Source organism: Helicobacter macacae MIT 99-5501, assembly GCF_000507845.1.
GTDB lineage: Bacteria > Campylobacterota > Campylobacteria > Campylobacterales > Helicobacteraceae > Helicobacter_B > Helicobacter_B macacae.
In genome coordinates, this window is the sequence record NZ_KI669454.1 from 120,878 (window position 1) to 144,615 (window position 23,738).

At 42.4% G+C, this 23,738-nt stretch carries 22 protein-coding genes; 16 read left to right on the plus strand and 6 right to left on the minus strand.

The annotated features are described in order from the left end of the window. The first annotated feature begins 91 nt into the window (after positions 1-91). Both nikC and HMPREF2086_RS10495 read left to right on the plus strand, forming a co-directional pair. A complete protein-coding gene (nikC, locus tag HMPREF2086_RS00560; protein ID WP_023926772.1) occupies positions 92-1,150 on the plus strand; it encodes a nickel ABC transporter permease subunit NikC in 1,059 nt (352 codons plus the stop codon). Continuing rightward, on the plus strand, positions 1,147-3,525 hold the full coding sequence (locus tag HMPREF2086_RS10495) for an ABC transporter ATP-binding protein (RefSeq protein ID WP_023926773.1): 2,379 nt from the start codon (positions 1,147-1,149) through the stop codon (positions 3,523-3,525). The genes nikC and HMPREF2086_RS10495 overlap by 4 nt, the downstream gene beginning before the upstream one ends. Before the next feature lie 143 nt (positions 3,526-3,668). On the opposite strand, the gene HMPREF2086_RS12240 is transcribed toward HMPREF2086_RS10495, so the two are convergent. Both HMPREF2086_RS12240 and HMPREF2086_RS00570 read right to left on the minus strand, forming a co-directional pair. Further along, entirely contained in the window at positions 3,669-3,800 is a 132-nt protein-coding gene (locus HMPREF2086_RS12240) for a hypothetical protein (RefSeq protein WP_023926774.1), read from the minus strand. Beyond that, positions 3,800-4,078, minus strand: coding sequence for a hypothetical protein (locus HMPREF2086_RS00570; protein ID WP_034560204.1), 279 nt, complete (start codon positions 4,076-4,078; stop codon positions 3,800-3,802). The genes HMPREF2086_RS12240 and HMPREF2086_RS00570 overlap by 1 nt, the downstream gene beginning before the upstream one ends. Positions 4,079-4,138: 60 nt before the next feature. On the opposite strand from HMPREF2086_RS00570, the gene HMPREF2086_RS00575 reads away from it, so the two are divergent. From HMPREF2086_RS00575 to HMPREF2086_RS11095, 3 genes are read left to right on the plus strand one after another with little or no spacing between them, the layout of a single operon-like run. Further along, complete coding sequence (locus HMPREF2086_RS00575; protein WP_023926776.1) at positions 4,139-5,971, plus strand: DUF2779 domain-containing protein; 1,833 nt, start codon at positions 4,139-4,141, stop codon at positions 5,969-5,971. 49 nt (positions 5,972-6,020) lie between these two features. After that, positions 6,021-7,715, plus strand: coding sequence for a DUF262 domain-containing protein (locus HMPREF2086_RS00580; protein WP_023926777.1), 1,695 nt, complete (start codon positions 6,021-6,023; stop codon positions 7,713-7,715). A gap of 17 nt (positions 7,716-7,732) precedes the next feature. Continuing rightward, a complete protein-coding gene (locus tag HMPREF2086_RS11095) occupies positions 7,733-7,897 on the plus strand; it encodes an HTH domain-containing protein (protein ID WP_023926778.1) in 165 nt (54 codons plus the stop codon). 357 nt (positions 7,898-8,254) lie between these two features. Here the strand turns inward: HMPREF2086_RS11095 and HMPREF2086_RS00585 are convergent, their stop codons facing one another. After that, positions 8,255-9,007, minus strand: a complete 753-nt coding sequence (locus HMPREF2086_RS00585) for an outer membrane beta-barrel protein (protein ID WP_023926779.1) — start codon at positions 9,005-9,007, stop codon at positions 8,255-8,257. A gap of 546 nt (positions 9,008-9,553) precedes the next feature. Here HMPREF2086_RS00585 and pseH point away from each other — a divergent pair. From pseH to HMPREF2086_RS00630, 10 genes are all read left to right on the plus strand, one after another. Beyond that, the gene (gene pseH, locus HMPREF2086_RS00590) at positions 9,554-10,192 is read left to right on the plus strand and encodes a UDP-4-amino-4,6-dideoxy-N-acetyl-beta-L-altrosamine N-acetyltransferase (protein WP_023926780.1); all 639 of its coding nucleotides are present in this window, start codon (positions 9,554-9,556) and stop codon (positions 10,190-10,192) included. Between the two features lie 104 nt (positions 10,193-10,296). Continuing rightward, on the plus strand, positions 10,297-11,454 hold the full coding sequence (gene pseI / locus HMPREF2086_RS00595) for a pseudaminic acid synthase (RefSeq protein ID WP_034560540.1): 1,158 nt from the start codon (positions 10,297-10,299) through the stop codon (positions 11,452-11,454). A 271-nt stretch (positions 11,455-11,725) separates the two neighbouring features. Beyond that, on the plus strand, positions 11,726-13,003 hold the full coding sequence (murA, locus tag HMPREF2086_RS00600; RefSeq protein WP_023926782.1) for a UDP-N-acetylglucosamine 1-carboxyvinyltransferase: 1,278 nt from the start codon (positions 11,726-11,728) through the stop codon (positions 13,001-13,003). Positions 13,004-13,129: 126 nt separating this feature from the next. Further along, on the plus strand, positions 13,130-14,044 hold the full coding sequence (locus tag HMPREF2086_RS00605; RefSeq protein WP_023926783.1) for an AEC family transporter: 915 nt from the start codon (positions 13,130-13,132) through the stop codon (positions 14,042-14,044). Between the two features lie 11 nt (positions 14,045-14,055). Beyond that, complete coding sequence (locus HMPREF2086_RS00610; protein WP_148374449.1) at positions 14,056-14,298, plus strand: hypothetical protein; 243 nt, start codon at positions 14,056-14,058, stop codon at positions 14,296-14,298. 7 nt (positions 14,299-14,305) lie between these two features. Further along, a complete protein-coding gene (locus HMPREF2086_RS12245; protein ID WP_269549992.1) occupies positions 14,306-14,437 on the plus strand; it encodes a hypothetical protein in 132 nt (43 codons plus the stop codon). A 182-nt stretch (positions 14,438-14,619) separates the two neighbouring features. Next, positions 14,620-15,840 (plus strand): 2,3,4,5-tetrahydropyridine-2,6-carboxylate N-succinyltransferase, encoded by a 1,221-nt coding sequence (locus HMPREF2086_RS00615; protein ID WP_023926784.1) that lies wholly within the window; start codon positions 14,620-14,622, stop codon positions 15,838-15,840. Positions 15,841-15,954: 114 nt separating this feature from the next. Then, a complete protein-coding gene (hemE, locus tag HMPREF2086_RS00620; RefSeq protein ID WP_023926785.1) occupies positions 15,955-16,995 on the plus strand; it encodes a uroporphyrinogen decarboxylase in 1,041 nt (346 codons plus the stop codon). A gap of 70 nt (positions 16,996-17,065) precedes the next feature. Then, a complete protein-coding gene (locus tag HMPREF2086_RS00625) occupies positions 17,066-18,223 on the plus strand; it encodes an asparaginase (protein WP_023926786.1) in 1,158 nt (385 codons plus the stop codon). 282 nt (positions 18,224-18,505) lie between these two features. After that, positions 18,506-18,805, plus strand: coding sequence for a hypothetical protein (locus HMPREF2086_RS00630; RefSeq protein ID WP_023926787.1), 300 nt, complete (start codon positions 18,506-18,508; stop codon positions 18,803-18,805). A gap of 308 nt (positions 18,806-19,113) precedes the next feature. On the opposite strand, the gene HMPREF2086_RS10500 is transcribed toward HMPREF2086_RS00630, so the two are convergent. Further along, positions 19,114-19,887: an outer membrane beta-barrel protein gene (locus HMPREF2086_RS10500; protein WP_023926788.1), complete on the minus strand. Its 774-nt coding sequence runs from the start codon at positions 19,885-19,887 to the stop codon at positions 19,114-19,116. A 239-nt stretch (positions 19,888-20,126) separates the two neighbouring features. Between HMPREF2086_RS10500 and HMPREF2086_RS11290 the strand changes: the two genes are divergently transcribed. Next, positions 20,127-20,306 carry a hypothetical protein gene (locus tag HMPREF2086_RS11290; protein ID WP_148374450.1) on the plus strand — a complete coding sequence of 60 codons (180 nt, stop codon included), beginning with the start codon at positions 20,127-20,129 and terminating at the stop codon, positions 20,304-20,306. A gap of 129 nt (positions 20,307-20,435) precedes the next feature. Here the strand turns inward: HMPREF2086_RS11290 and HMPREF2086_RS10505 are convergent, their stop codons facing one another. Together HMPREF2086_RS10505 and HMPREF2086_RS00645 are read right to left on the minus strand one after the other, a co-directional pair. Continuing rightward, positions 20,436-22,121 (minus strand): vWA domain-containing protein, encoded by a 1,686-nt coding sequence (locus tag HMPREF2086_RS10505; protein WP_023926789.1) that lies wholly within the window; start codon positions 22,119-22,121, stop codon positions 20,436-20,438. Positions 22,122-22,138: 17 nt separating this feature from the next. After that, a complete protein-coding gene (locus HMPREF2086_RS00645; protein WP_023926790.1) occupies positions 22,139-23,404 on the minus strand; it encodes an AAA family ATPase in 1,266 nt (421 codons plus the stop codon). Positions 23,405-23,738: the final 334 nt, after the last annotated feature.

Sequence of the window (23,738 nt, forward strand, 5' to 3'; positions counted from 1 at the left end):
AGTAAAATGATGATTTTGTTTTGCAAAATTTGGCTCTAAATATGGCAAATAAACTCCCAAAAGCACAAACAAAGGCAATAAAAGGCAAGAAATGATACAACCAAACACACCGCAATCTAGCACACAAAGCACAAATCCCCCCGATAGTCCCAACAGCCCACATAGTCAAAAGGCTACACCCACACAAAATAAGCCCACAAATCCCACGCCACGCAAATCCTCGCAAAGCAAAATCGTGCAAGACAAAATCCCACCCAAAGCCACAAAAACCACACAAACTATGCTCCCCAAAACGCAAGCTAAAGCCACGACAAAAACAAATCACACCAAAGTAAAGCGGCTTAGCCTGCTTGGCAAATGCGCGTTTTTCGCGCTCGCAGTTATCGTGCTTGGTGCGGTGTTTTTGCCATTTTTTGCGCCTTATTCGCCTGATTTTATGGATTTGGATAGCATACTCTCTCCCGCCTCAAGTGCGCATATTCTGGGCACTGACCATTTGGGGAGGGATATTTATACGCGGCTTATTTTTGGTGCTAGGCTCTCACTTGGCTCGGTGGCGATTATCCTAGCACTTGTGCTAGCACTTGGCATCGGTATCGGCTCGGCTTGCGCGCTCTATGGTGGGCGCGTAGATAGTGTGGTTATGCGGGTGTGTGATATGTTTTTGTCTATGCCTACGGCGGTTTTGTCCCTGCTTTTTATCGCTGCTCTTGGCGTGGGGCTAGCAAATGTCATCATCGCCATCGCGCTTACGCACTGGGCGTGGTATGCCCGCCTTGTGCACTCACTTTGCTTAAGCCTAAAAAGCAAGGAGTTTGTGGCACTTTTCGCCGTGCAGGGGGCGAGCAAATGGCAAAGCTACAAGGCAAATATGCTTACTCCCATAGCGAGCCAATGCCTAGTGCTTGCCACAATGGATATAGGGCATTTTATGCTGCATATCGCGGGGCTGTCCTTTCTAGGGCTTGGCGTGCAAGCACCGCAGGCAGAATGGGGCGTAATGCTAAGCGAGGGCAAGGAGTATATGTGGAGCAATGCCGAGCTGCTGCTCTATCCCGGGCTAGCACTCTTTGTGTGCGTGGCGGTGTGCAATGTGCTGGGTGATAGCTTGAGGGATTACTTTGATGTGAATGTGTGGGAATCAAAATGAGAAAATCTAATAACTGCGCGGTGCGAAGTGAGAGTGCGACTAAGGGTGCAAATTCGCCCAAAAGCCTAGAGTTGCGCAATCTCTGCATAGCAAATGGCGATAGGATTTTGCTAGAGGGTGTGGGGTTTGAGATAGTCGCGGGGCAGACTACCGCGCTTATTGGTGCTAGCGGTTCTGGCAAATCCCTAAGTGCGCTCGCCCTGCAAGGAATCATAGCGCGAAACCTTAGGCGCATAAGTGGCGAGGTGCTACTAGATGGGCGTGTGCTAAATGAGCGCGAGATAGCGCAGGGGCGCGGGAAGCTCTACTCAAGTATCTTGCAAAATCCGCGCACTTGCTTCAATCCGCTTCTAAGCCTAAAATCCCACATAAAAGAGAGCCTAAACGCGCTAGGCAGGGAGTATGTGAGCGATGAGGTGGAGTCTGCCCTGCGCGAGGTGGGGCTAGAGAGTAGCGCACTTTTCCACTATCCGCACGAGCTAAGCGGGGGAATGCTGCAAAGGGCGATGATAGCTATCTCGCTACTTAGCGGGGCGCGATATATCATCGCTGATGAGGCGACTACGGACTTGGATATGGTGGTGGAGAGGAGGATTTTGGAACTACTAAAGAGGCTGCAAAAAGCGCGAGGACTAGGCGTGCTGCTGATAAGCCACGATAAGAAAGTAGTAGAGTTTATGAGCGATAGGGTGTGTAGGATTGAGCGGGGGAGAATGTGTGGGAGTGGGGGCAATTTGTCTGCGGGTATCCATTTGGCAAATCCCTCCGCCCCGCTTCACTGCGGCGCACACTTAAGTGCGCCTCATTCGCAAGGCGAAGCGATTTACCAAAGCAACACCTCACATACTTCGATTGTGGCGGGGGATGGTGGGCAGAATTTGCAAAAAAACACAATCTCTTGTCATACTGAGGCTTTAGCCGAAGTATCTCAAAAAAGCAAATCTAGTGAAGCCTCTTTGGAAAGCGAAGATTCTTTAGAAAGCAAACACGGCACGGATTTTTTGGAAGCCAAAAATAAGAGATATTTCACTAACACTCAATATGACGAAATTATTTGTTGCAATAGCGGAAACAAGGAGAGCGAAACTGCTAATGGAAATAAAGGGGACGGAAATAACACGCATTCTAGCCCCTCTGTGCGGGGGCTACACTCTTCCCCCTCCCTTGCGGAGGGGGTTAGGGGGTGGGTAAAATCCTGTGATAACAAGCAAAACGCACTCATCGCGCATAATGTAAGCAAATCTTTTTCGCGCTACACACTCTTTGGCAAGAGAGAAAAGCGCGTGCTGTCCTCCGTGTCTTTGCGCGTGGGGGAGAGGGAGCGTGTGGCACTGCTAGGCAAAAGTGGCTCGGGCAAAAGCACGCTAGCAAAGATTTTAAGCGGGCTAGAGGGCGTGGATTTTATGCCAAATACGCCTAAAAATGACAGCGCGAAATCTGCAAAATCTAGTGCGAAGTGTGAAGCCAAAACTCACGGTCTGCATAATGAAGATTCAGAATTTAAAGCAGATTTTGGTGGGGTTGCCCGTGAGTTTAGACAGAATTTTGGCAAGGAGTTTAGCGGGGGTTTGAGTGCGGATTGTTGCGCGGGACTAGGTGGAGAATTTAGCGCGGATTTGCGCGGTGGGGTGTATCTCAATGGCAAAGAGATTTGGCACACAAAGCCTCGATTTGCGCGGACAAAAAACACAGGGCGGAAAAACACAGGGCTGGAAAATGCGAGCGTAAAAAATGCGTGGATAGAAAATCCTAAAAATCTGCTGGCAAAGATTTTTAGCCCGATAAACGCGAGCACAAATAACGCCGATAAAAGCGAGCAAAGCAACGCGATTAACCTCTCAAACCTCGCACAGCGTAGGGAGTTTTATAAGCAAGTGCAAATCCTTTTCCAAGACCCGATAGGCTCGCTAAATCCGCGCCTAAAATTGCGCGAGTCGCTATGCGTGCCACTGCGCTACTTGCTAGGCTTGCAAGATAGGCAGGCACAAGAATCGCGGATTTTGCCTTTGCTAGCGCGTCTAGGGCTAGATGAGGGACTGCTAGAGGCTTATCCTGCTATGCTTTCTGGCGGGCAGGCGGCGAGATTTTGCCTAGCGCGTGCGCTGCTAGCGCGTCCCAAATACATCATACTTGATGAGAGCACTTCTAGCCTAGATGAGCGCGTGGAGGGCGAGATACTCGCACTTCTAAAAGAGCTGCAAGAGGAGGAGGGGCTAGGTGTGTTGCTTATCACACATAGTGCGAGGCTTGCGAGGAAGTTTTGTGAGAAAATCTACATAATGGAGTGCGGGGAAATCATCGAGGAAGTGCATAGTAGCGGGGCTTTTAGGAGTGATTTTGGGGCACAGCTTGATAGGCTTAGTGGGTTTGTGTAAGCGGGACTTGAAGTATAGAATTTAAAGGCAAGGCTTTGAAGTGCAAAATCGCTTTAAGTGCGAAAAAATCGCGTAAAAATTGCTTTGAGTGCGAAAATCAACCACCCCAAAACAATCAGCCTTAAGAAATCAGCCAAAACCCACTAAAAATCAGCTTTTTTAGAATCGGTGTCTTTTGGCTTTGGCATTCCTGTGGGGAACGCGAATGTTTTGACAATGATAGCAGACATAATCGCAAACATTGCAAGGCAAAACCATAGTGAAAAGGTTACCATTAGTCCTCCTTTAGTTGATTTAGGTATTTGTTATACCATAGGCATAGCACGGCTATCACAGCGCAAGCAAGCACCATACCGACCCACAAAATCACAAGTTTGGTAAGCGTGAGGTTTTCGGCATTGACAAAGAGATATGAAATCATACCAAGCAGGGCAAGCCCAAAGGCAGATATAACTTTCTCTAGGTTGTTTAGGATTCTCTCAAGTTTTTTCATAAGCGCGATTATAGCGCAGTTTTGAGTTTGATAGGATAATAAATTTGCGACTTTATTCACAAGCAAAATCTATCAGCGCACGCGGGATTTTGACAAAAATAGACAAAAACGGACAATCAAATGTCCATCTGCAATGCCACCAAAAAAGCACACAAAAATTTTAGCGGACAATCAAATGTCCGTTTTGCTCGGTATAATGTCTCTCACAAAAACAAAGGAGAGCAAATGCCACGCACAATACACACTCACAGCGCAACCAAACAAGTAGAAAACACCACAGCAAGTAAGACACACAATGCAAAGGCACGCGCAACCGTGATAGATAAAAGTAACCACGACAAGCAAACCCACGCAACAATCACAAACAAAAATCTAAGCCAATCAAATCAAGCCCACACAATAAAGGACACAACAAAACCCACAAAACCCACAAGCCAAATGCCAACCACCAAACCCCACTCCTTGCACCTCTCCAAGTCCCAATACCTGCGTGGCGTGCAGTGCCACAAGCGACTTTGGCTGTATAAATACAAGCGCGAACTGCTAGATGAGCCCACGCCCTCCCAACTAGCGCGATTTCAAGCGGGCAATGAAGTGGGCGAGCTTGCCCTAAAATTATTTGATTGCAAAGAAAAAATCGCCTTTAGCGAGGGGGACTTTAGCGCGAAAATCGCTAGGACAAAAGAGCTTGTGAAAAGCGGTGCGCACTCCATTGCCGAAGCAACTTTTTCGCACAACGGCGTTCTAGTAATGGTGGATATTTTGCAAATCACGGCGGACGGGCTTATCATAAACGAAGTCAAATCTAGCACGGGACTAAAGAGCGTGCATATCGATGATTTGGCGGTGCAGTATTTCGTGCTAAGTGGCGCGGGGCATAAAGTCATCGGTGCAAATCTCGTGCATATCGATAGCACATACACACGCAAAGGTGTGCTTGAAGTGGAAAAGCTATTTGCTAAAATCGATTGCCTGCAAGCCGTGCTTGAGAAGCAAAGCGAGGTAGAGCAAAATCTGTGTGAATTTGAGAAGATTCTAGAAGACAGCACAAACGCGCCAAACATAGCGATAGGCACGCAGTGTGATTGCCCTTATGAGTGCGATTTTAAGGGCGTTTGCTGGAGTGGCGTGGCAGATGAAAATAGCATTTTTGAGATTTCGCGCCTTGATTGGCGCACCAAATTCGCGCTCTATCATAGTGGCATTGCGCGTTTTAGCGACATTAAGGACTTTAGCGCGTTTAGCGCATCGCAAATCTTGCAAATACAATGTGCGCTAGATAACGCCACACATATCGACAAACCCGCGATTCAAGCGTTTCTAGCCACGCTCCGCTATCCCGTGTATCATTTGGACTTTGAGACATTCCAAGAAGCCGTGCCTAGCTTTGACTCGCAGTGTCCGTATATGCAAGTGCCCTTTCAGTATTCGTTGCATATCGATTATGGCGGAGGCGATGAAAGTATCGAGCATAGAGAGTTTTTGGCGGACTCGCAGGGCGACCCTAGAGTCGTGCTTGTGGAGTCGCTTGTGCGAGACATTCCGCGAGGTGCGTTTATTTTGGCGTATAATGCGAGTTTTGAAAAGGGCGTGATGAAAAGGTTAGCTTTGACTTTCCCGCAGTATGCGGAGATTTTGGAGCATTTTTGTGAAAATACGGCGGACTTGATGACGCCTTTTGCGCAAAAAGCCTACTACCACCCCGCTATGCGCGGGAGCTACTCGATAAAGGCAGTGCTACCCGCGCTTATGCCAGAAATGGAGCAGGCGTATAAGGATTTAGAGCTAGTGCATAATGGCGGGGAGGCTATGGAGGCGTTCCCCGCGCTAAAGGCTATGGATAGGGCAAATCGCTGGGCATATCGGCGCGCGCTTTTGGCATACTGCAAACTTGACACTTTGGCAATGGTAAAGGTGCTAGGGAAGCTACGGGAAGTGGCGGAAAATGATTAAGTTTGGTTTGATATAATTTGAACTTATATTAAATTTAAGGAGTAAAAAAATGGCGCAAAAAATAGATGCACAAGAAAAAAGCGTATTAGAGTATTTGTCAAAAAGTAAATTTTTGATACCTATGTATCAAAGACCTTATACTTGGGGCGAAGACGAGTGTGATGAGCTATGGAATGACATAGAAACCTTTTTTATGGAAAACAAGGATAAAGATGATGACGATATAAAATATTTTCTAGGTTCTATCGTTTTGTATGACAGCAATGGCAAGTTAAATATTATAGATGGACAACAAAGGACAACAACGCTAAATTTGTTTATTTGCGCTTTATATGACAAAGCAGTTCATCAAAAAGGCGATATTAAGCAATTAGTCTCGGATTTAGAATCTTGCTTGTGGAATCCAGACAAAAAAAGCGGTGAGGTGGATTATTCTAAATTTCGACTAGAAAGCGAAGTTATCAATGAAGCTGATGATGAAATGCTACACTCCATTTTAAGCAGAAAATATGTTTTATGTGATGAAAAAGATTTTGAAAAAACGATAAAAAATTCTAAATCAAATTACGAAAAAAATTATTTATTTTTTATTCAAAAATCCAATGAATTTGCAAAAAATAATCCAAAACTTTGGGAGGATTTTTGTTTAGCCGTATTGCATAAATGTTTTGTATTACCTATGGAATGTCAAGGTAAAAATGAAGACGATAGATTTGATAGTGCTTTAAGGATTTTTAACACTCTTAATAATAGAGGTATTCCACTTTCTGATGCAGATATATTTAAAGGAGAAATTATAAAAAATAAAAAATCTCAAGATGAAAGAAAGGAATTTATAGATAATTGGAAAGAAATTGAATTTAAATCAGACATACAATTTTTGTTTCAACAATATATGCACATTATTCGTGCTAAAAACGGTGAAAAGGATAATGTTATTGGTTTGCGACCTTTCTTTATGCAGAAATATAAAGGGATTTTGGCTAAACCTGAAACTATGGAGGATATTAAGGAATTAAGCGAATATTGGAGTGGCAGTTATGATGATAATTACACGCTAAAACATCATCAGTTTTGGGATATTCTTGGCGAATTCCCTAATGACTATTGGAAATATTTAGATTCCGCTTTATTTTTATATTGCAGAGATAATAAATTGAAGCATAGTGAAGTATTAGAAACTTATATGTCCAAAATTACCGCCAACATAATGGTAAAATTCATTGATAAGCCAACTATTTCTGTTGTCAAACCACTTATTTTTAGCGGATATGTCTCTCTTTATAAAAATGGTGTGTTAGATTTTGATACAAATACAAAACAAATTTTGGAAAATGAAAGTTTGTTCAAACAACAATTTTTTAGGGCTACTAAACTTATTCCGTCTCTTTTGTGTTTGTATAATTATTTAAAATATGAACAACACGAAATCATTCGTGGCGTGCATATAGAGCATATTTTTCCGCAAAAATGGCAGAATACAAATTACAATGGTTGGGATAGACAAGATGCCAAAGAGTTTTTAGAACATATTGGCAATAAAATGTGGCTTGAGGAAAAGATAAATATACAAGCAGGAAATGGTTATTTTGGTAGAAAAAAAGAAAAGTATAAAAAATCGAATTTATTGGAGGCGCAAGATTTAGCAAACTATCCCAAAGATGATTGGCTAAAAGAGGATATTGAAAAACGAGGCGAGGAAATTTATCAAAGACTTTTTAAATTCTTTAAAGAAAATATTTAAATAAAGGAATCTGTGCTATGAACTCTCCCCGCACTACGCGAATCAATCTCCTTTATGAGCGACTAAAAAGTGCGAATGGCGCACGACTAGGCGAACTAGCAAAAGAGCTTGGCGTAAGCACCAAAACACTACAACGCGATTTTAAAGAATTGCAAAAACTAGGCGCATACAAAGTTGGGTAGTTTGTGCTTTGATAAATCTTAATAAAAATGCGGACAAAAACGCGCGAGTGATGATTTGCAAGGCGATGCAATTAAGCACAAAATCTTGCTAGCGAAGCTATGCGAAGTAGAATCAACACTAGCAAAATTTGATTAAAATCTAATTTATGTTGCTTTTGTCCTGCAATGTTTGTGTGCGTAATAGCGATTGCGCTTAAGCGCGGAATCTGCATTGCTATATTTTGCGCTCATTTAGCACAAACTAAGCAAGCACAATCCCCCCAAAATCACTAAAAATGTCAAATCACTAAAAAGCCAACGCACAAAATCACAAAAATTGCAAAAACAGAAAGCTACCAAATCAACGAACAAAATCCACTAAAAGCTAAAAGTATAGCGAGCAGTTATGCTATATGGGTGGTGTATGCTGGTTTTTTCGCTCGAAGTCGATAAGTATGTATCTCCACCACCATTGAATCGCTCTTGGTATGTTTTATCAAACAGCTTCGTAGCTAGAAATGGCACGCGTGCGACTATCTCTACGCCGTGATTTTTGGCGATATTTGCTCGCAAGCCCACATTTAGCGCGACATCAAAGCCATTTTTGCTTAAGCTCCAGCCCTGCTGATAACTATCAATAAGTTTTTGGTAGTCATTTATGGATTTTCCTACCCAGCTTGTCCCGCCAATCCCAAGCCCTACAAACCCACCAAAATCTAGGCTTTCTTGTGCGATGAAATTCCCTAGAAAATCCACATTTACGCCGTAGTTTATCATCGTAGCGCTTACATTTTTCCATTGCGCAGATACGCCACTCCTTGTCGTGCTAAGCGAGGCGTGCATAGCACTTAAGCTCGCATAGTAGCGCAATCCAAGATAAGGGGTAAAAAATTGCTTATAGCCAGCTACAATCCCGTATTTCACTCCTCCTCCGCTGTATTTGAGGGTATATGGTCTGCCACCTTGAATCTGTCCTGTGGTTAGATTTTGTTCGCTATAAGAGGTTTTATACTCCACACTAGCTCCACCATATCCCACTTCAGCTCCTAGAAATACACCGCTTTGCTCAGCAAAAGCGACATTGCCTAAAGCAAGCGCGACACTTGCGACTATGATTTTACTTTGTTTCATCTTTTTCCTTTGTGAGTAGAATCTTAAGCCCACCCAAAGACAAATCTAAAAAAATCTAAACTCTTTGGATAAGTCATTTAAGGGGGCAAAAGTAGGGTTTGATTTTACCCCCCCCCCTTATTAAAAAATGCTTAAATCTATAAGATTTTTGACATTTTTTGGCAAAAAATATAAAAATTTTTAAAAGCCGTGATTTTTAGGGATTTTACAATGGAGGGGGTTTTTGGTAGTGAGTGGAGATTTTGGGGGAAGCGATTGGAGGTGGTAACGAAAAGTTAGTGTTATTGGATATGACAAGCGATAGCGCGTGATTGCCTTGCTACATTTTACCTTGCCATATCGCTTCTATTTGCTCTGCTAGATTTGACAATCTTTTATCCACTTGTGATAATGCTTTGGCTATAATTTGGAATCTAAAAGTGCAAAAAAGCTATGCTTAATTCACGCACAAAATCACATAGCCAAACAAAGCCAAATCACAAAAACCTACAAAATACAAGCATAATCAAAGCCTACAAATAGCCAAGATAACGAGGTGGTAGCCAAATGGCAAAAAACTTTTTTTATAATGAGATTTACGCCCTAGACTTTACTCTTATGGACAAAAAAGATTCTCTCTATGTCTTGCAAATGCGCAATCACGCGCAAGTCGCGCAGTATATGTATTCTAGTCATATCAGCAAGCAGGGGCATACAGACTTCATAAAGGGACTAAAAAACAACCAAAAATCCGCTTATTGGCTACTAAAAAAAGGGGGCGAGATTTTGGGTGTGGCTTCTCTCTCTCGTATCAATCTCACGCACAAAAACGCCTACATAGGAATCTATAAAAATCCGTTTTTGGACGCTTGTGCGCAGGCAAAAGTGTTAGCGAAATCTACTTGCACAGGGCTTTCTAGCCACGCTATTGGCGATTCTGCGAGTAACTCTAGTGGCACTTCTAGCGATAGTTTTGTAGGAATTTCTGTGGGTGCGGAGATTTTGGCGACACTAGAGCATATAGCATTTAGCGAGTTTTGCTTGCATTCCTTGCACCTAGAAGTGCTAGAGTCAAACGCAAAAGCGATAAGATTTTATGAAAAAAACGGCTATAAATACGGCGGTAAGCTAGTAGACTTCATCTACCGAAATGAGTTTTATCACAATGCACTGCTTTATAGCAAAATCTCGCCACTTGGTTTTTAGAAGGAATCTAGCAAATGCCACATATCACACAAACCACACAAAATCGCTCTACTAGCCACGCTAATCCCACTAATTCCGCTTGCTCTGCAAACCAAGCAAATCAAGTGCTAAAGCCACCCCTGCTAGTTGCAGAGATTTCAGCAAATCATAATCAAAATCTAGCCCTAGCCCTAAAAACCATAGAATCAGCCAAAAGAGCGGGTGCGGACTTTGTCAAGCTACAAACTTACACGCCAGATTCTCTTACCATAGATTCTAGTGCGCCCTACTTTCGCATAGATAGTGGCACGGCGTGGGATGGGCAGACGCTATATGAGCTATACAAGCAGGCGTATACGCCTTTTGAGTGGCACGAGGAGCTTTTTGCGCACGCTCGTGCTATGGGCATAGGGATATTTAGCTCGCCTTTTTGCGCACGCGGGGTGGAGCTACTAGAGAAGCTAGAGTGTCCAATGTATAAAATCGCTAGTTTTGAAATCACTGATATTGCCCTCATCTCGCTTGTGGCTAGCACGCGCAAGCCTATCATCATATCCACAGGCATAGCCACTCACGAGCTCATAGTAGACGCGCTAGAGGCGTGCGAGAGGGCGGGAAATAGCGACATTACGCTACTTCACTGCATAAGTGAGTATCCAGCCAAGCTAGAAGATGCAAATATCCTTGCTATGCCAAATCTTGCTAGATATGGCGTAAAATATGGGCTTAGCGACCACACTATCGGCTTAAATGAGGGCGATAGGGGGTGTGCGGATTTGTGTGCGATACTTGCAGCAAGTCTAGGTGCGAGTATGATAGAAAAGCACTTCATTATCTCGCGCTCTTTGGGTGGAGTCGACTCACATTTCAGTATGGAGGAAGTGGAGTTTGCCACTATGGCAAATCGTGTGAGGGCAGTTAGCGTGGCTATGGGTGGGTCTTTGGCTAAGCAGGATTTTGCAAATACGGATAATGTTTTTGCAAAATCTATAAAATATAGTGATTTTGCCAGCACTACAAAGGGAGCAAAAACCAAAAACAATCCCAAAAGCCACACCATAAGCCAAGATGAAATCATAAATTATAAGTCAAAAAGCCCCTTTGCTCGCTCACTATTTGTCTGTGAAGATATAGCAAAGGGAGGGGTTCTAAATACGCAAAATATCCGCTCTATCCGCCCTAGTGATGGACTGCCACCAAGATATTTGCCTAAGATTTTGGGTGCAAAAGCTACGCGTGATTTGAAAAGAGGCGAGCCACTAAAGATAGGGGATTTTGAGTAGATTTGAGCGGTGGTTTTGGTAAGAATTTATAGATAAGATTTCATAAATAGGGACATAAATAAAGGATTGTAAATAGAATCTAAAAGAAAATTTACATACAATTTTATGGCTTGCAATTTTTAAGATTTACAATTTCAAAAAATTCACATTTTTAAAACCCGCAGTTTTTACAAAATCTAATTCAAGCCTCATAAATATGAAAGCCTTATATCGTAGCACTGCTAATTCTACAACGCTTGCAAAACTTATAAAAATCCCAAAAAGGAGCAAAATGGACTATCTAAAGATACAAGGCATAGAAAATCCTGCCTCCGCGCTAAAAGGCGAAGTCGCCATATCAGGTGCAAAAAACGCCGCTCTACCGCTACTATGCGCTACCCTGCTAGCCAAAAACGAAGTCATCATAGATAACATCCCAAATGTCGCAGATGTAAAGACACTTGCCAAACTTTTGGAGCATTTAGGGTGCAATATGGAGTGGCAGGATTCTCATTGCTTAAAAATCGATGCCCATCACATTATCCACACAAAAGCGATTTATGACATTGTGCGCAAGATGCGTGCTTCTATCCTTGTGCTAGGACCATTGCTAGCGCGTATGAGAATGTGTGAGGTGAGCCTGCCCGGGGGCTGTGCGATAGGGGCTAGACCTGTGGATTTGCATATACTAGCTATGCAAAAAATGGGCGCGGAGATAAATTTAAGTGGTGGGTATATCATCGCAAATGCCAAAAAAGGACTAAAGGGTGCAAAAATCGTGTTTGATAAAATCACCGTTACAGGCTGTGAAAATGTGCTTATGGCAGCAGCACTTGCTAAGGGCAAAACCCAAATCATAAACGCCGCTAGAGAACCAGAGGTAGTCCAGCTCTGCGAAGTGCTAGCAAGCGCGGGCGTGGAGATAGATGGCATAGGAAGCGATGTGCTAGAAGTGAGGGGTGTAGATGGGGAGGCTTTGGAGCTAGAGCCATTTAGCGTTATCCCCGATAGAATCGAAGCGGGGACTTATCTTTGTGCGGGGGCGATTACCAATAGTCATATAAGCATAGCAAAGGCAAATCAAGCTCATCTCCAAGCTGTGCTTGACAAACTAAAAGAAATCGGCTTTGGCATAGAATGTGAGGGGGATAAAATCAGCATTTTACCTGCTAGGCAAATGAGTAGCTTTGAGGTAACTACGGCTGAATTTCCTGCATTTCCTACTGATATGCAGGCACAATTTATGGCACTAGCTACGCAGTGCAGTGGCACAAGCTCGATAGAGGAGAGGCTGTTTGAAAATCGCTTTATGCACATAAGCGAGCTAAAGCGACTAGGGGCAAATATCCGCCTAAAAGGCAATACTGCTTTGGTAAAGGGAAAGACAAATCTTGTGGGGGCAGATGTGATGGCGACAGATTTGCGTGCTTCTAGTGCGCTTGTGCTTGCAGGACTTGTCGCCAAAGGCGAAACCCGCGTGCATAGAATCTACCACCTTGATAGAGGATATGAATCACTAGAATCCAAGCTAAACGCACTAAACGCGGATATAACTAGAGCAAGTGAGTAGATTTGCAAGTGAGTAAAATGATAAAAAAGCTAAATGACATTGCAAAAATAGTGCGAAATCAAATCAAACGCACCAAATTTTGCACACAAAAGCCACAAATAGATTTTAGCATTTAAGAGGTGAAATATGCTTGTAGCAATTTATAGTGTTTTGCTTTTTATCGCGCTTGGATACTTCGCCAAGCGAGCGAGAATGCTAGGGAATCGTCAGGGCAATATCTTGCTGGGATTTTTGCTAAATTTCTCCCTGCCAAGCGCGATATTTAAGGGCGTATATCACTCTAGGCTTGATGTAGAGCTTATGCTAAGCCTTTTTGGTGCGCTTGCTTGCTCTATTTTGGGAGCTGTTTTGGTGCTGTGTTTGGCTTTGTATGTTTTGCGGTTTGGCAGGGAAGTGGCGATTACTATGTCATTTTTGACTTGCTTGCACAATACCCTGTTTCTAGGTGTGCCTATGGTGGAGGGTGCGCTAGGGAGCGAAGCTGCGCACAATGCGATACTCTTTGACCAATTTTGCACGGGACTACCTCTAGCCATACTTACCCCTATCATTATGAGCCTAAGTGGCAAAGGTGTCTTTAGTGTGCGCTCTGTGGGGATACGCCTTTTTCAAAACCCTCTTTTTCTAGCTATGCTAAGTGGATTTGCGCTAAAGGCACTTCCCTTTAGCTTGCCCCAAGAGATTTTCGCGCCGATATATGCGCTAGCGGCGTGTGCTACGCCTGTGGCACTATTTGCCATAGGGGTGCAGCTAAGCTTTGGCGATGTGCGGCTAGAGTGGAAAAAAGCGGGGATAATCCTAGTGGTTTCTATGCTAGTGATTCCTGCGATATATCTATGCTCGCTACATATATTTGGCGTAAATATCAACAGCAATCACAAAATGGCACTACTAGAATCATCTATGCCACCTCTTATCAGCTCCGCAGCGGTAATCGCCCGCGCAGAGCTAAACAACAAAATCGCCGTAGCAAGTATCGTTATGGGCATATTTTTTAGCGCACTTACCACACCACTTTGGGTGTATCTATCAGGACTCTAAGTGAGCGGGCTTTGTCATTGCAAGTTTTGAGAAAATCGTGGTTGTCATCATTGCGAGAATCTGCGTTAGCAGACTTAAAGCAATCCATTTTTGGCTTATGGATTGCTTTAAGCCGCTTCACTCCCTCACAATCACAAAGCCCTCGTCATTGCGAGCAAAGCCAAGCAATCCATAGAAATAAAATCACGCCACTTAGTCTAGCCAAAATCCTAAAAGCCGCCATTGCGATTGAGCGTGAGCTAGCGACTATCTAAACTAGTTATGTCTAAAGATGATTTTGCAGATAATGCTATGATTTTTAGACATTATGAAGCGTGGCTTAGTGTAGGCTTGTGCTATAAAATCACTAGGCAAACAACCAAAATCCAAAAATTACGCTACAATTTCGCCTAGCTTTTGGACAAAAGTCAAAGATAATTGTAGAAAAAGAAATGATAGGACTATTTACTTCAGCATTTGCGCTTTTTGGTGCGCTGTTTTGCGCTGTTTTTATCGGCAAGGTTTTGACTTCAAAAGAGTAATAACTAAGTCAGACCAAGCCAAAATCAAAATAATCTAAAATAAGGAGAAAAACGATGGGCAAACTTGATGAATTTAAAGATTTTGTAGCGGGGATTCAGCGTGAGAAAGGCTACAAAGCCCCACTAGGATTTGGGATTGCTAGGCTTGAGTATGGGCAAAAAAGTGGCGCGGTGCTAAGTGCGACTTATCCTACGATAAATTGGGGTGGGGAAAATCTAGGTAGCTATGCTGTGCTACTAGAAGCGGCTAGGCGTTCAAACCTCATCACAGAGAGTGAGAACGAAGCACTTTATGAGGTAAATGAAGCCTTTATCCACAAGGCTTTGGAGCTGTATGAGCCGTTTTTGAGTGAAGCACTAAACGACCCAAATGCTCACAAAAATATCCAAGTGATTTTGGCTCTACGCGAAGCTATGGCGGAATCTATGTTGCGCGATTCTCGTGGGGTGGAGAAGTTTAGGTTTTGCATAGTGTATAAAGATGTGGAGTGCGAGAGCGTGGAGAGCGCGTATATGAAGCTCCTAGCCCTCTCTCTTGGCAAAGCTCCTTTGCGCTCGCTAAACCTCAATGGAATCTTTGGACTACTTAGCAATGTCGCTTGGAGTGGCAATACTCCTTATGAGCTAGAGTATCTGCGCGAAGCTGAAGTGGCTTTGAAGATTCGTGGGGAGTTTCCCTCTATTGACTTTGTGGATAAATTCCCGCGCTATCTTATGCAGGTAGTCCCCCAATACGACAATATCCGCTTGCTAGATTCTGCAAAAACTCGCTTTGGTGCGTATCTAGGAAGTGGTGGCTATACGCAAATGCCCGGTGCTAGCTATGTGAATTTCAACGCAGGTGCGCTAGGCGCGTGTATGAATGAGGGCAGAATCAGCTCTAGTGTCATTGTGGGAGAGGGCACAGATGTGGGAGGTGGAGCTAGCATACTAGGCGTGCTTAGCGGTGGCAATAGTGCGCCAATCAGCATTGGCAAAAACTGCTTACTTGGTGTGAATAGCTCCACAGGGATTTCGCTAGGTGATGGCTGCATCGTAGATGGTGGGATTGCTGTGCTAGCAGGCACAATCTTTAGAATCGACAAAGCAGAAGCCGAAAAAATAGCAGAGGCAAACGAGCAAAATGGCGGGTTTAAAATCAATGACAATTCTCTGTATAAAGGGCGTGAGCTAAGTGGCAAAAACGGCGTGCATTTCCGCCAAGACTCCAAAAGTGGCGAGATGATAGCCTTTCGCTCCAATCGCAAAATCGAGCTAAACAAAAATCTGCACTAGATTTGAGTAAAAAGGCTAGTGAGATTTGACACAATTAAGACTATGCAAAATGTGCTAACCAAAAAACAAGTAAAAACAACAAGACTTCACACCAAAATCTAAAAAGAGCAACTTATGATTTTCATTGACGCGTGCTTGAGAAAAGAAACCCCTTATACTCCTGTATGGCTTATGCGTCAAGCAGGACGCTACCTTAGCGAATACAAAGCCACGCGCGCAAAGGCTGGAAGTTTCCTAGAGCTATGCCAAAGTGTAGAGCTTGCCACAGAGGTAACCCTCCAACCCATAGAAATCCTAAATGTCGATGCGGCAATCATCTTTAGTGATATTTTGGTTGTCCCGCTTGCTATGGGACTTCCACTAGAGTTTTTAGCAGGCGAGGGACCGCACTTTTTGCGAACTATAAGAGAATCTAGCGATATAGATTCTCTAAAGGTAAGTGCATACAAAGACTTGGACTATGTCTATGATGCTATCTCTACCACTCGTGCAAAACTGCCAAAAGACAAAGCACTTATAGGGTTTTGTGGCTCGCCTTGGACGCTAGCTACATATATGATAGAGGGGCAGGGTAGCAAGACTTATGCCTTTAGCAAAAAGCTAGCATATCAAAATCCACAGCTACTTCACACGCTTCTATCAAGGCTTAGCGATGAGCTAGTATCCTACCTAAAGTCCCAAATCCGCGCAGGTGCAAACGCTGTGCAAATCTTTGACTCGTGGGCTGCTGCGCTAGAGCCAAGCGCGTATATGGAGTTTAGCTTCAAATATATGCTAGCCATAGCCCGCGAAGTCAAAAAAGAGTATCCAAATACCCCTGTTATGATATTTCCTAAAGGCGTGGGAGGGCTGCTTGAATATATAGCAGATGAGTGTGCGACAAATGCGGGGTTTGAAGTGTTTGGAGTAGATTGGGGGGTGAGTATGGCTAGGGCAAAGTCGATTTTGGGAGATAGATTTGTGCTGCAGGGCAATCTAGAGCCCTCTCGCCTTTACTCTCGCACTTCTATGGAGGAGGGGGTAGAGGAGATTTTGCGCGTGATGGGCAATCGTGCAGGACATATCTTTAATCTAGGGCACGGAATGTTGCCAGATTTGCCTAGAGAAAATGCCATAGAGCTAGTCAAAATGGTGCAAGAAAAAACCAAACGATAGAATAAAACTACTTAAGAAAACTCCAAAACCTCCCCGCAAAAACTCCCTTAAAATAACCAAACTTAAAAAAATGCCAAAATCTACCAAAACCTCCTCTAAATCCCAAAAAGATACCAAGCCACATATCGCTATCCTAGCCACAGGTGGCACTATCGCAGGGCTAGCAGACTTAAGCACCAAAGAGTGCAGGACAAACCATAGCGATGAGTATAGTGCGGGTGTGCTTAGCATAGATGAGATTTTGGACTCGCTTGCAAAAAAGGGCTACAAAAAGCACAAAAAGGCAAAAAAATCCCTCCAAAACCTAGCCCACATATCCACAAAGCAAATCGCAAATATTGATAGCGCGGATATGGGCGATGAGGTGTGGCTAGCCCTTGCTAGAGAGATAGAGATGGCTTTTGAGGGCGAAGTAGATGGCATAGTCATCACTCACGGCACAGATACGCTTGAAGAGAGTGCTTACTTTCTCCACCTAGTAGCAAAAACTCAAAAGCCTATTGTCCTAGTGGGAGCTATGCGTCCTGCAAATGTGCCAAACTCTGATGGTGGCAAAAATCTCTACAATGCCATAGCCCTAGCCGCGCACAAAGACGCAAAAGGCGTGATGATAACTATGGCAGGGAAAATCCTATCCCCACGCTACGCTAGCAAAGCCCACACTCATAGACTAGATGCTTTTTGCGCACCTAGCGTGCTAGGAAGCGTGCGCAATGGTAAAGTGAAGTTTACCAAAATGCCAAAATCCCCAAATCTCTCAACGCTACCAAAGCTAGCCAAAAAATCCACCAATCTATCAAAATCCAAAAAACCCTCTAAGGCATTTTTGCAGCCATTTTTGCAAAATAGCGCGCCATTTTGCGTGCGTGATTGTCTAGCGTTGCCAAAGGTGGATATTTTGTATAGTTATAGCAATGACGGAAGCGCGGTAGCTGCAAAAGCATTTTTTGTGAGCGGAGTGCAGGGCTTAGTCATCGCAGGCAGTGGGGCGGGCAGTATCCACCAAGCACACAAAAACGCACTAAAAGAGCTTATTTTGCAAGGGGTTGTTGTCGTGGTTAGCTCGCGTATAAACGGGGGGCGCGTGGTGCTAAAAGAAGCTGATAAAAAGGCTGGATTTGTAAGTGCTGGGGAGCTAAACCCACAAAAAGCCCGCGTGCTACTAATGCTTTGCCTAACTCGCACTCGCGACAAAGCCAAAATCCAAGAATATTTTGAAAACTACTAAGATTTTGGCTATTGTTTGCAATCTTTTATATGACAAAATCTTGCAAAGTTTATTAGGATTTGATTTTGTATTTTGCGATTTGATATGCTTGAAATGCTGTGTATATCGAGCTTTTAAGAGTTGGAAAGAAATTTGCTTAGAGGCAAAGTGTCATAAATCAAAAAGAAACAAACAATAGGCAAACAAAAACAAAAATTTGCCGATAAATTATAAAGACTTTTTGACTAAAGGGCTAGACACAAAGGCTCTAAAAAAGAAGCAAAACAAGAAAGGAGGAGCTAGATGGCTGTCTCAACTATCGGTAACATAACCTATATCAACCAAAATATGCAAACCACCTCTGCCAACCTCGCAAATGCAACACAAAGGGGGGACTTTATCCCCCAAGAGTTTGAGAACAAACTAAAAGAAATCGCAGAAGTGCGCCCCACAGAAACCCTGCAAAAAGCTGATGAAAACGGCAAAAACGGCAAGCAAGAGCAAGAAGAAAGAGAATCACAAAATCCACAGGAGCAAAAAGAGCAGCCCGCTAAAGTGCTAGATTCTCCCAAAAGCAATGCTTTGCTTGATATTACGATTTAGGTAGATTTTGCATAGATTAAAATAGACTTTGGGAGGGGGTGGATTTGATTTGATAGATATGTGGCTATATTGTATATGTAGTGTGCTTGTGTCGTGCATTTTGCTTGGTAGGGATTGTGATACTTAGAAAATCTGGCTTGTGAAATCTCAAAATCTAGCTAATAAGCTACGCGCCAAAATAGCAGAAATGAGAAACAGCAGAATGAAAGAAGCACTTAGGCTTTTGCTTAAGCAAAGCCTAAGTGTGATTGTGAGGCAATACAAGAGATAAAAAAACTCTTTAGCTAGACTCCTAGCTAAAAAATATCTTAGAAGCTATAAATATAGCGCACGCTGACATTCCAAGGGTTGTAGAGTTTGACATTTGCATTTGCACTTACTCCAGCCGCCCCTATCGTCTTGTCATACACAGTAGTTCCTACAAATGGCACTTTTGCAACCACTTCGATTCCGTGGTGCTCTAGGAAGTTTGTGCGGACACCGACATTTACCCACGCATCAAATCCTGTGTAGGCTTTGTTGTCTTTAATGTCGTTATTTAGCTGTCCTTGCAACGCTTCTGGTAGCAAGTCAAAGTTTGGATTCGCGCCTATTTTCTTCTTTGCAGCATCTATGGCATTTGAAGCAAAAAATGTATTTGCACCTAGCCCAGCACCTACAAATAGCCCTAGATTTGCTTGCTGAAATGCTAGGACATTAAATAGCAAGTCTAGATTCACACCATAGTTTAGTGCAGAAATAGCTTGGTCTGTGGATAGGTTACTTCCATCGGCTTCTCTTATCATTTCTTCGTTAAGCGTGTGGATAAAGTTTAGATTCGCATACGCCCTTAGCCCAAACCAAGAAGTAAAAAACGCCTTGTATCCACCTACGATACCTGCATTTACACCATAAGTTTCAAGATTATCTGAAGCAGTTCGGCTTTGGTTTGTCGCAGTTCCTGTTATCTTTGCTTCTTGCAAGCCACCGCTTGCGCCTAGCTCTAGACCGATAAATCCAGCACTCTCTTCAGCTACTGCGCTTGCTACTAGCACACTTGCCACCGCCACGCTCAAAAACACTGATTTTGACAAATTTTTCATTGTCGTTTCTCCTTAAGGGGTTTAGATTCGCTTCACGCTTTGCTTCTAAGTAGATTTTATGACTTTGCGTTTTTTGCGCAAAACTTGCAAACCCCAAAATCTAGCCAAAAACAAACAAAAAAGCGTGTGAGAATTCTACCCCCCCCCCCTTATTAAAAAATGCTTAAATCTATAAGATTTTTGACATTTTTTTTACAAAAAATATAAAAATTTTTAAAAGCCGTGATTTTTAGGGATTTTTGTGGTTTTTTAGGGGGACTTGGGGGCGATATTTTTGTGGCGGTGCTTTTTGGCAGTATTTTTTGGGTGGCGGGCACAGTGATTGGGGGTGGGGTTTTAGGATATTTTGCGATATTTTTGTATCGTTTGGACTTGGAGGTGGTAGATTTATGGTGGCGATTGGAATCGGTAGGGGATAGTTGCGATTAGGGTGTGGAAGTGATAAGTGGCTACAAAAACATATTGCGCGTGGTGGTGGGGCTAAAGCTAGCTAGTTTGTTTGGCAAGCGATTGGGACATAGTGCTCGGATTTGCTTTGTTTATAAAAATCAAAGATGATTTTTTATTTGCACCAATTCATCTACACCGTGAGTATAACCATCATAGTAAAATTCTTTATCAAACAGTATTGATTTGCGAGATTTATCATTGCCAAAGTTACCCACATATAGAGCATAACACTTGTTTTGCTTATCTTTTGTCTTTGCCAAATCCCTAAACCCAGCCAAATTATAATCACTAAACACAAAATCACTTATCATTAGCAAATCTGCTTTTTTGTAGCCCTCTTCATTCATTTTTGTTAGCCCAGCCCTAAGCGCAGGTATCGCATCCGTCCCACCACTGAAGCTCATTTCTAAAAAACTCATTAGCTCAAAAAATCCATTTGGCGGGGTTAAATCAAGTGTGCTAATGCCTACGCTAAAGTTTATAAGATAGCATTTTCGCCTTGCCTCCATCGCTCTTTGCGCCATAAAAAGTGCTATGGCTTTGGCGATAGTCTCTGGCGTCCCGCTCATAGAGCCACTTGTATCTATACATAGGATTATGGGTCCTTTTTTGTCTTCTACTTGTTTTTCTCTCTCTTGGGAGATTTCTTCTACCATAGATATGTCCTCATATCCCTGCTTCTCAAAGCAAAATAGGCGATTTTCGGCAAATTTCAAATCAAACAAAATGCTAAAATCTTTATCATCAAGCAGGGTTAATTCTTGAGGTAGCACATTTTCCAAATCCCTGCCAAGTGTAACACCACAAATTTCCTCTTTGGCATAGGGAGTAGGGATAGTCGCGTTAAATGTTCTTTGTAGTGTGTATGTTTCTAGCTCTATTTTCTTTTGAGCTTTGTGTAGTTTTCCTAGCATATCACAAAGTTTTTTTATGGATTCTTGCTCCAAAAGCTTAAGCCATTTTGCAAAATCTATTATTCTTTTGCTTAGATTATCTGTGCCACCTACACCATACCCACCGTATCTTTGATTCCCCATCAAGTCATTTTCATTTACGCATTCACTTACTTTTTTGCCAGATTCCATACCTGCCTTTAGACTTTGCATAATATAGCCAGAAAACAAATCCGCACTTTCTTCCATAGACTTAAATCGTTGTTGAAATTTTTGCATTAGCTCTATCCACTCTTTTATACGCTCTATAAGCTCATCTTGGCTATCTTTTATAAGTTGTTTTTGTATTTTTGTCTCTTTAGATTCTATGAGTTTTTTCCAAGTTCTGATTGTGTTTGTATGTAGGATTTTAAGTAGCTTGTTTAGTTTTTGGTTATATTTGGCTTTTTGCTCTTTTTCATTAGATTCTTTGTCTTTTTTGGCAATAGTTTTTGCGTATTTTTGCCTAAAATCTTGCAGCTGTTTTTTATAAAAAACCTCTTCAAAGTCATTATTGTAGCTTTTTACTTTTCTTAGCAATCTATCTAAAGAAACTTCCGTGAAATTTTCTTTGTGCTTGGTTGTTATTTCTGCTTTGAAGTAGTCATTTTTTTCTTTTTCCAATTCTTTTGGCTCTTGCTCTAGATTGGATTTTAGTTTTTCGTAGTATGCCCTCACATTTTCGTCTAAACCTTGCTCTATGCCTAGCTCATCTTTTTGCAAGTCATAGTTACATTTTTGTGCCAAATCGCTAGTGCAAAAGCCAAAATACCCTTTGACTTTATCAAATTTGGTGATAAGATTTTGTTGGATAGCATTAAGAAAGCTAGGTTTTTCTTGGTTGCCTTGCATATTTATTTGCCTCCAGATTAAGCAATAGGAGCAGCTACTTTTGCATTCTTGACTTTATCTTGTAGTTTTTTTACTTCCAAAATATCTTGTTCCAAATTTTCTTGTGCTTCCTTAAAAGAGCTTAAAAAAATATCATATCCGCTCTTTGAGACAAATGGATTGGCATTTTTATCCTTAAAATCATTTGCCTCACTAAGACATTTTTGCAATTCTTGATATAGTTTATGATGAACATTAGCAATTTCTTTTAAAAGAGAATCTTTGACAACTTGCTCAACGGGATTTTTTATCGTTGATTCAATTTGTTTTGCTAGGTTTTTTATATCTATTCCGTTTTTGATAGCTTGTGGGCTATAGCTATCTAGGCATTCTTTTAGCATTTTTTCAATCTCTTCTTTTTGGCTCTCCTCACTCCATAGGCAATGTTTCAAAAGTGCCAAATCTATCAGCCCCACCGACTGCCTATCACTTAGCACGGCAGAAAATTTAAGTAGCTCCATAATAGCCACCCATCTACGCTCACTTACATAAATACTCTCTACATCATCTGCTTTTTTGTCATTGTAGGCTTCAATTTTAGAGCGCAAAAGCTCTAGCACATTCAGCACGGATTCATCTATTTTTGCGCTATCTACGAGTGATTTGATTTGCTTGAAATCTCTGTCATAAAACTTTAGCTCATCTGCTACATTTACATTCTCTTTTGCCCCAGAGCTTTGCAATAGCTTTTTAAAATTCGCCTTTTGCCTTAGTGGCGGGACAATAAGGCGCATTATAAATCTATCATACAACGCCTCTAAGCTCTGCCCCTTTTGTGGCAATTCATTACTCGCAGCCACTAGCCCACGAAGCGGGACTTTTATATTGTCTTTGCCGTTTCTAAACTGCTTTTCGTTGATGATTGTTAGCAGTGAATTTAGTATCGCAGGGGAGCTTTTCCATATCTCGTCCAAAAACGCAAAATCCGCGCTCGGCAAAAATCCCTCCACACTTCGCACAAGCCTATCTTGTCGCAATTCGCTAAGTTTTAGCGGTCCAAAGACTTCCTCAGGAGTGCTAAAGCGATTCATCAAATAATCAAAAAATCTATTGCTATCAAAGGCGCAAGATACGCGCCGTGAGATAAGGCTCTTTGCCGTCCCGGGCGGTCCATAGAGAAACACAGATTTCCCCGCTATCATACATAATAGCACTAAAGACACTATTTCATCTTTTTCTAAAAGCCCTTGTGAGAGCGTCTCTTTTAGCGTTTGGATTTTGTTTTTGTAGAGATTTTGTGCCATTGTTGCTCCTCTTAGTTTTTGATTTTCATTCTACAAAAAAAAAAAAAAACGGATTGTGAAGAGGGTGATAAAAAGCGAGCATAAAAATATTTAGCAATTAGATTGATACAACATTTACTTCTTGTCTAATGCAATGTTTGTGAGGAGTCGTTTTTTGCTAGGTTTGTTATTTAAGAATCTTTTTATCCACTTGTGATAATGCTTTGGCTATAATTTGAAAATCAAAAATAAATGCACAAAATATTTTTAAGGAGAATCACATTTTTACAAATTTTAGCGACACGCCATTTAGCAAGTCAGCGCAGCAAAAAGCAAAATCGCAAGCAAAAAACCA

What these genes read in the sequence shown, in the direction of transcription:
- HMPREF2086_RS00630 (WP_023926787.1), top strand. Translation starts at nt 18,506, where the DNA reads ATGGCTGTCTCAACTATCGGTAACATAACCTATATCAACCAAAATATG.
- hemE (WP_023926785.1), top strand. Translation starts at nt 15,955, where the DNA reads ATGATTTTCATTGACGCGTGCTTGAGAAAAGAAACCCCTTATACTCCT.
- HMPREF2086_RS00645 (WP_023926790.1), bottom strand. Translation starts at nt 23,404, where the DNA reads ATGGCACAAAATCTCTACAAAAACAAAATCCAAACGCTAAAAGAGACG.
- HMPREF2086_RS11095 (WP_023926778.1), top strand. Translation starts at nt 7,733, where the DNA reads ATGAACTCTCCCCGCACTACGCGAATCAATCTCCTTTATGAGCGACTA.
- HMPREF2086_RS10505 (WP_023926789.1), bottom strand. Translation starts at nt 22,121, where the DNA reads ATGCAAGGCAACCAAGAAAAACCTAGCTTTCTTAATGCTATCCAACAA.
- HMPREF2086_RS00615 (WP_023926784.1), top strand. Translation starts at nt 14,620, where the DNA reads ATGGGCAAACTTGATGAATTTAAAGATTTTGTAGCGGGGATTCAGCGT.
- pseH (WP_023926780.1), top strand. Translation starts at nt 9,554, where the DNA reads ATGGCAAAAAACTTTTTTTATAATGAGATTTACGCCCTAGACTTTACT.
- HMPREF2086_RS10495 (WP_023926773.1), top strand. Translation starts at nt 1,147, where the DNA reads ATGAGAAAATCTAATAACTGCGCGGTGCGAAGTGAGAGTGCGACTAAG.
- HMPREF2086_RS00575 (WP_023926776.1), top strand. Translation starts at nt 4,139, where the DNA reads ATGTCCATCTGCAATGCCACCAAAAAAGCACACAAAAATTTTAGCGGA.
- murA (WP_023926782.1), top strand. Translation starts at nt 11,726, where the DNA reads ATGGACTATCTAAAGATACAAGGCATAGAAAATCCTGCCTCCGCGCTA.
- HMPREF2086_RS12240 (WP_023926774.1), bottom strand. Translation starts at nt 3,800, where the DNA reads ATGGTAACCTTTTCACTATGGTTTTGCCTTGCAATGTTTGCGATTATG.
- HMPREF2086_RS12245 (WP_269549992.1), top strand. Translation starts at nt 14,306, where the DNA reads ATGTCTAAAGATGATTTTGCAGATAATGCTATGATTTTTAGACATTAT.
- HMPREF2086_RS00625 (WP_023926786.1), top strand. Translation starts at nt 17,066, where the DNA reads ATGCCAAAATCTACCAAAACCTCCTCTAAATCCCAAAAAGATACCAAG.
- HMPREF2086_RS10500 (WP_023926788.1), bottom strand. Translation starts at nt 19,887, where the DNA reads ATGAAAAATTTGTCAAAATCAGTGTTTTTGAGCGTGGCGGTGGCAAGT.
- HMPREF2086_RS00585 (WP_023926779.1), bottom strand. Translation starts at nt 9,007, where the DNA reads ATGAAACAAAGTAAAATCATAGTCGCAAGTGTCGCGCTTGCTTTAGGC.
- nikC (WP_023926772.1), top strand. Translation starts at nt 92, where the DNA reads ATGATACAACCAAACACACCGCAATCTAGCACACAAAGCACAAATCCC.
- HMPREF2086_RS00580 (WP_023926777.1), top strand. Translation starts at nt 6,021, where the DNA reads ATGGCGCAAAAAATAGATGCACAAGAAAAAAGCGTATTAGAGTATTTG.
- HMPREF2086_RS00605 (WP_023926783.1), top strand. Translation starts at nt 13,130, where the DNA reads ATGCTTGTAGCAATTTATAGTGTTTTGCTTTTTATCGCGCTTGGATAC.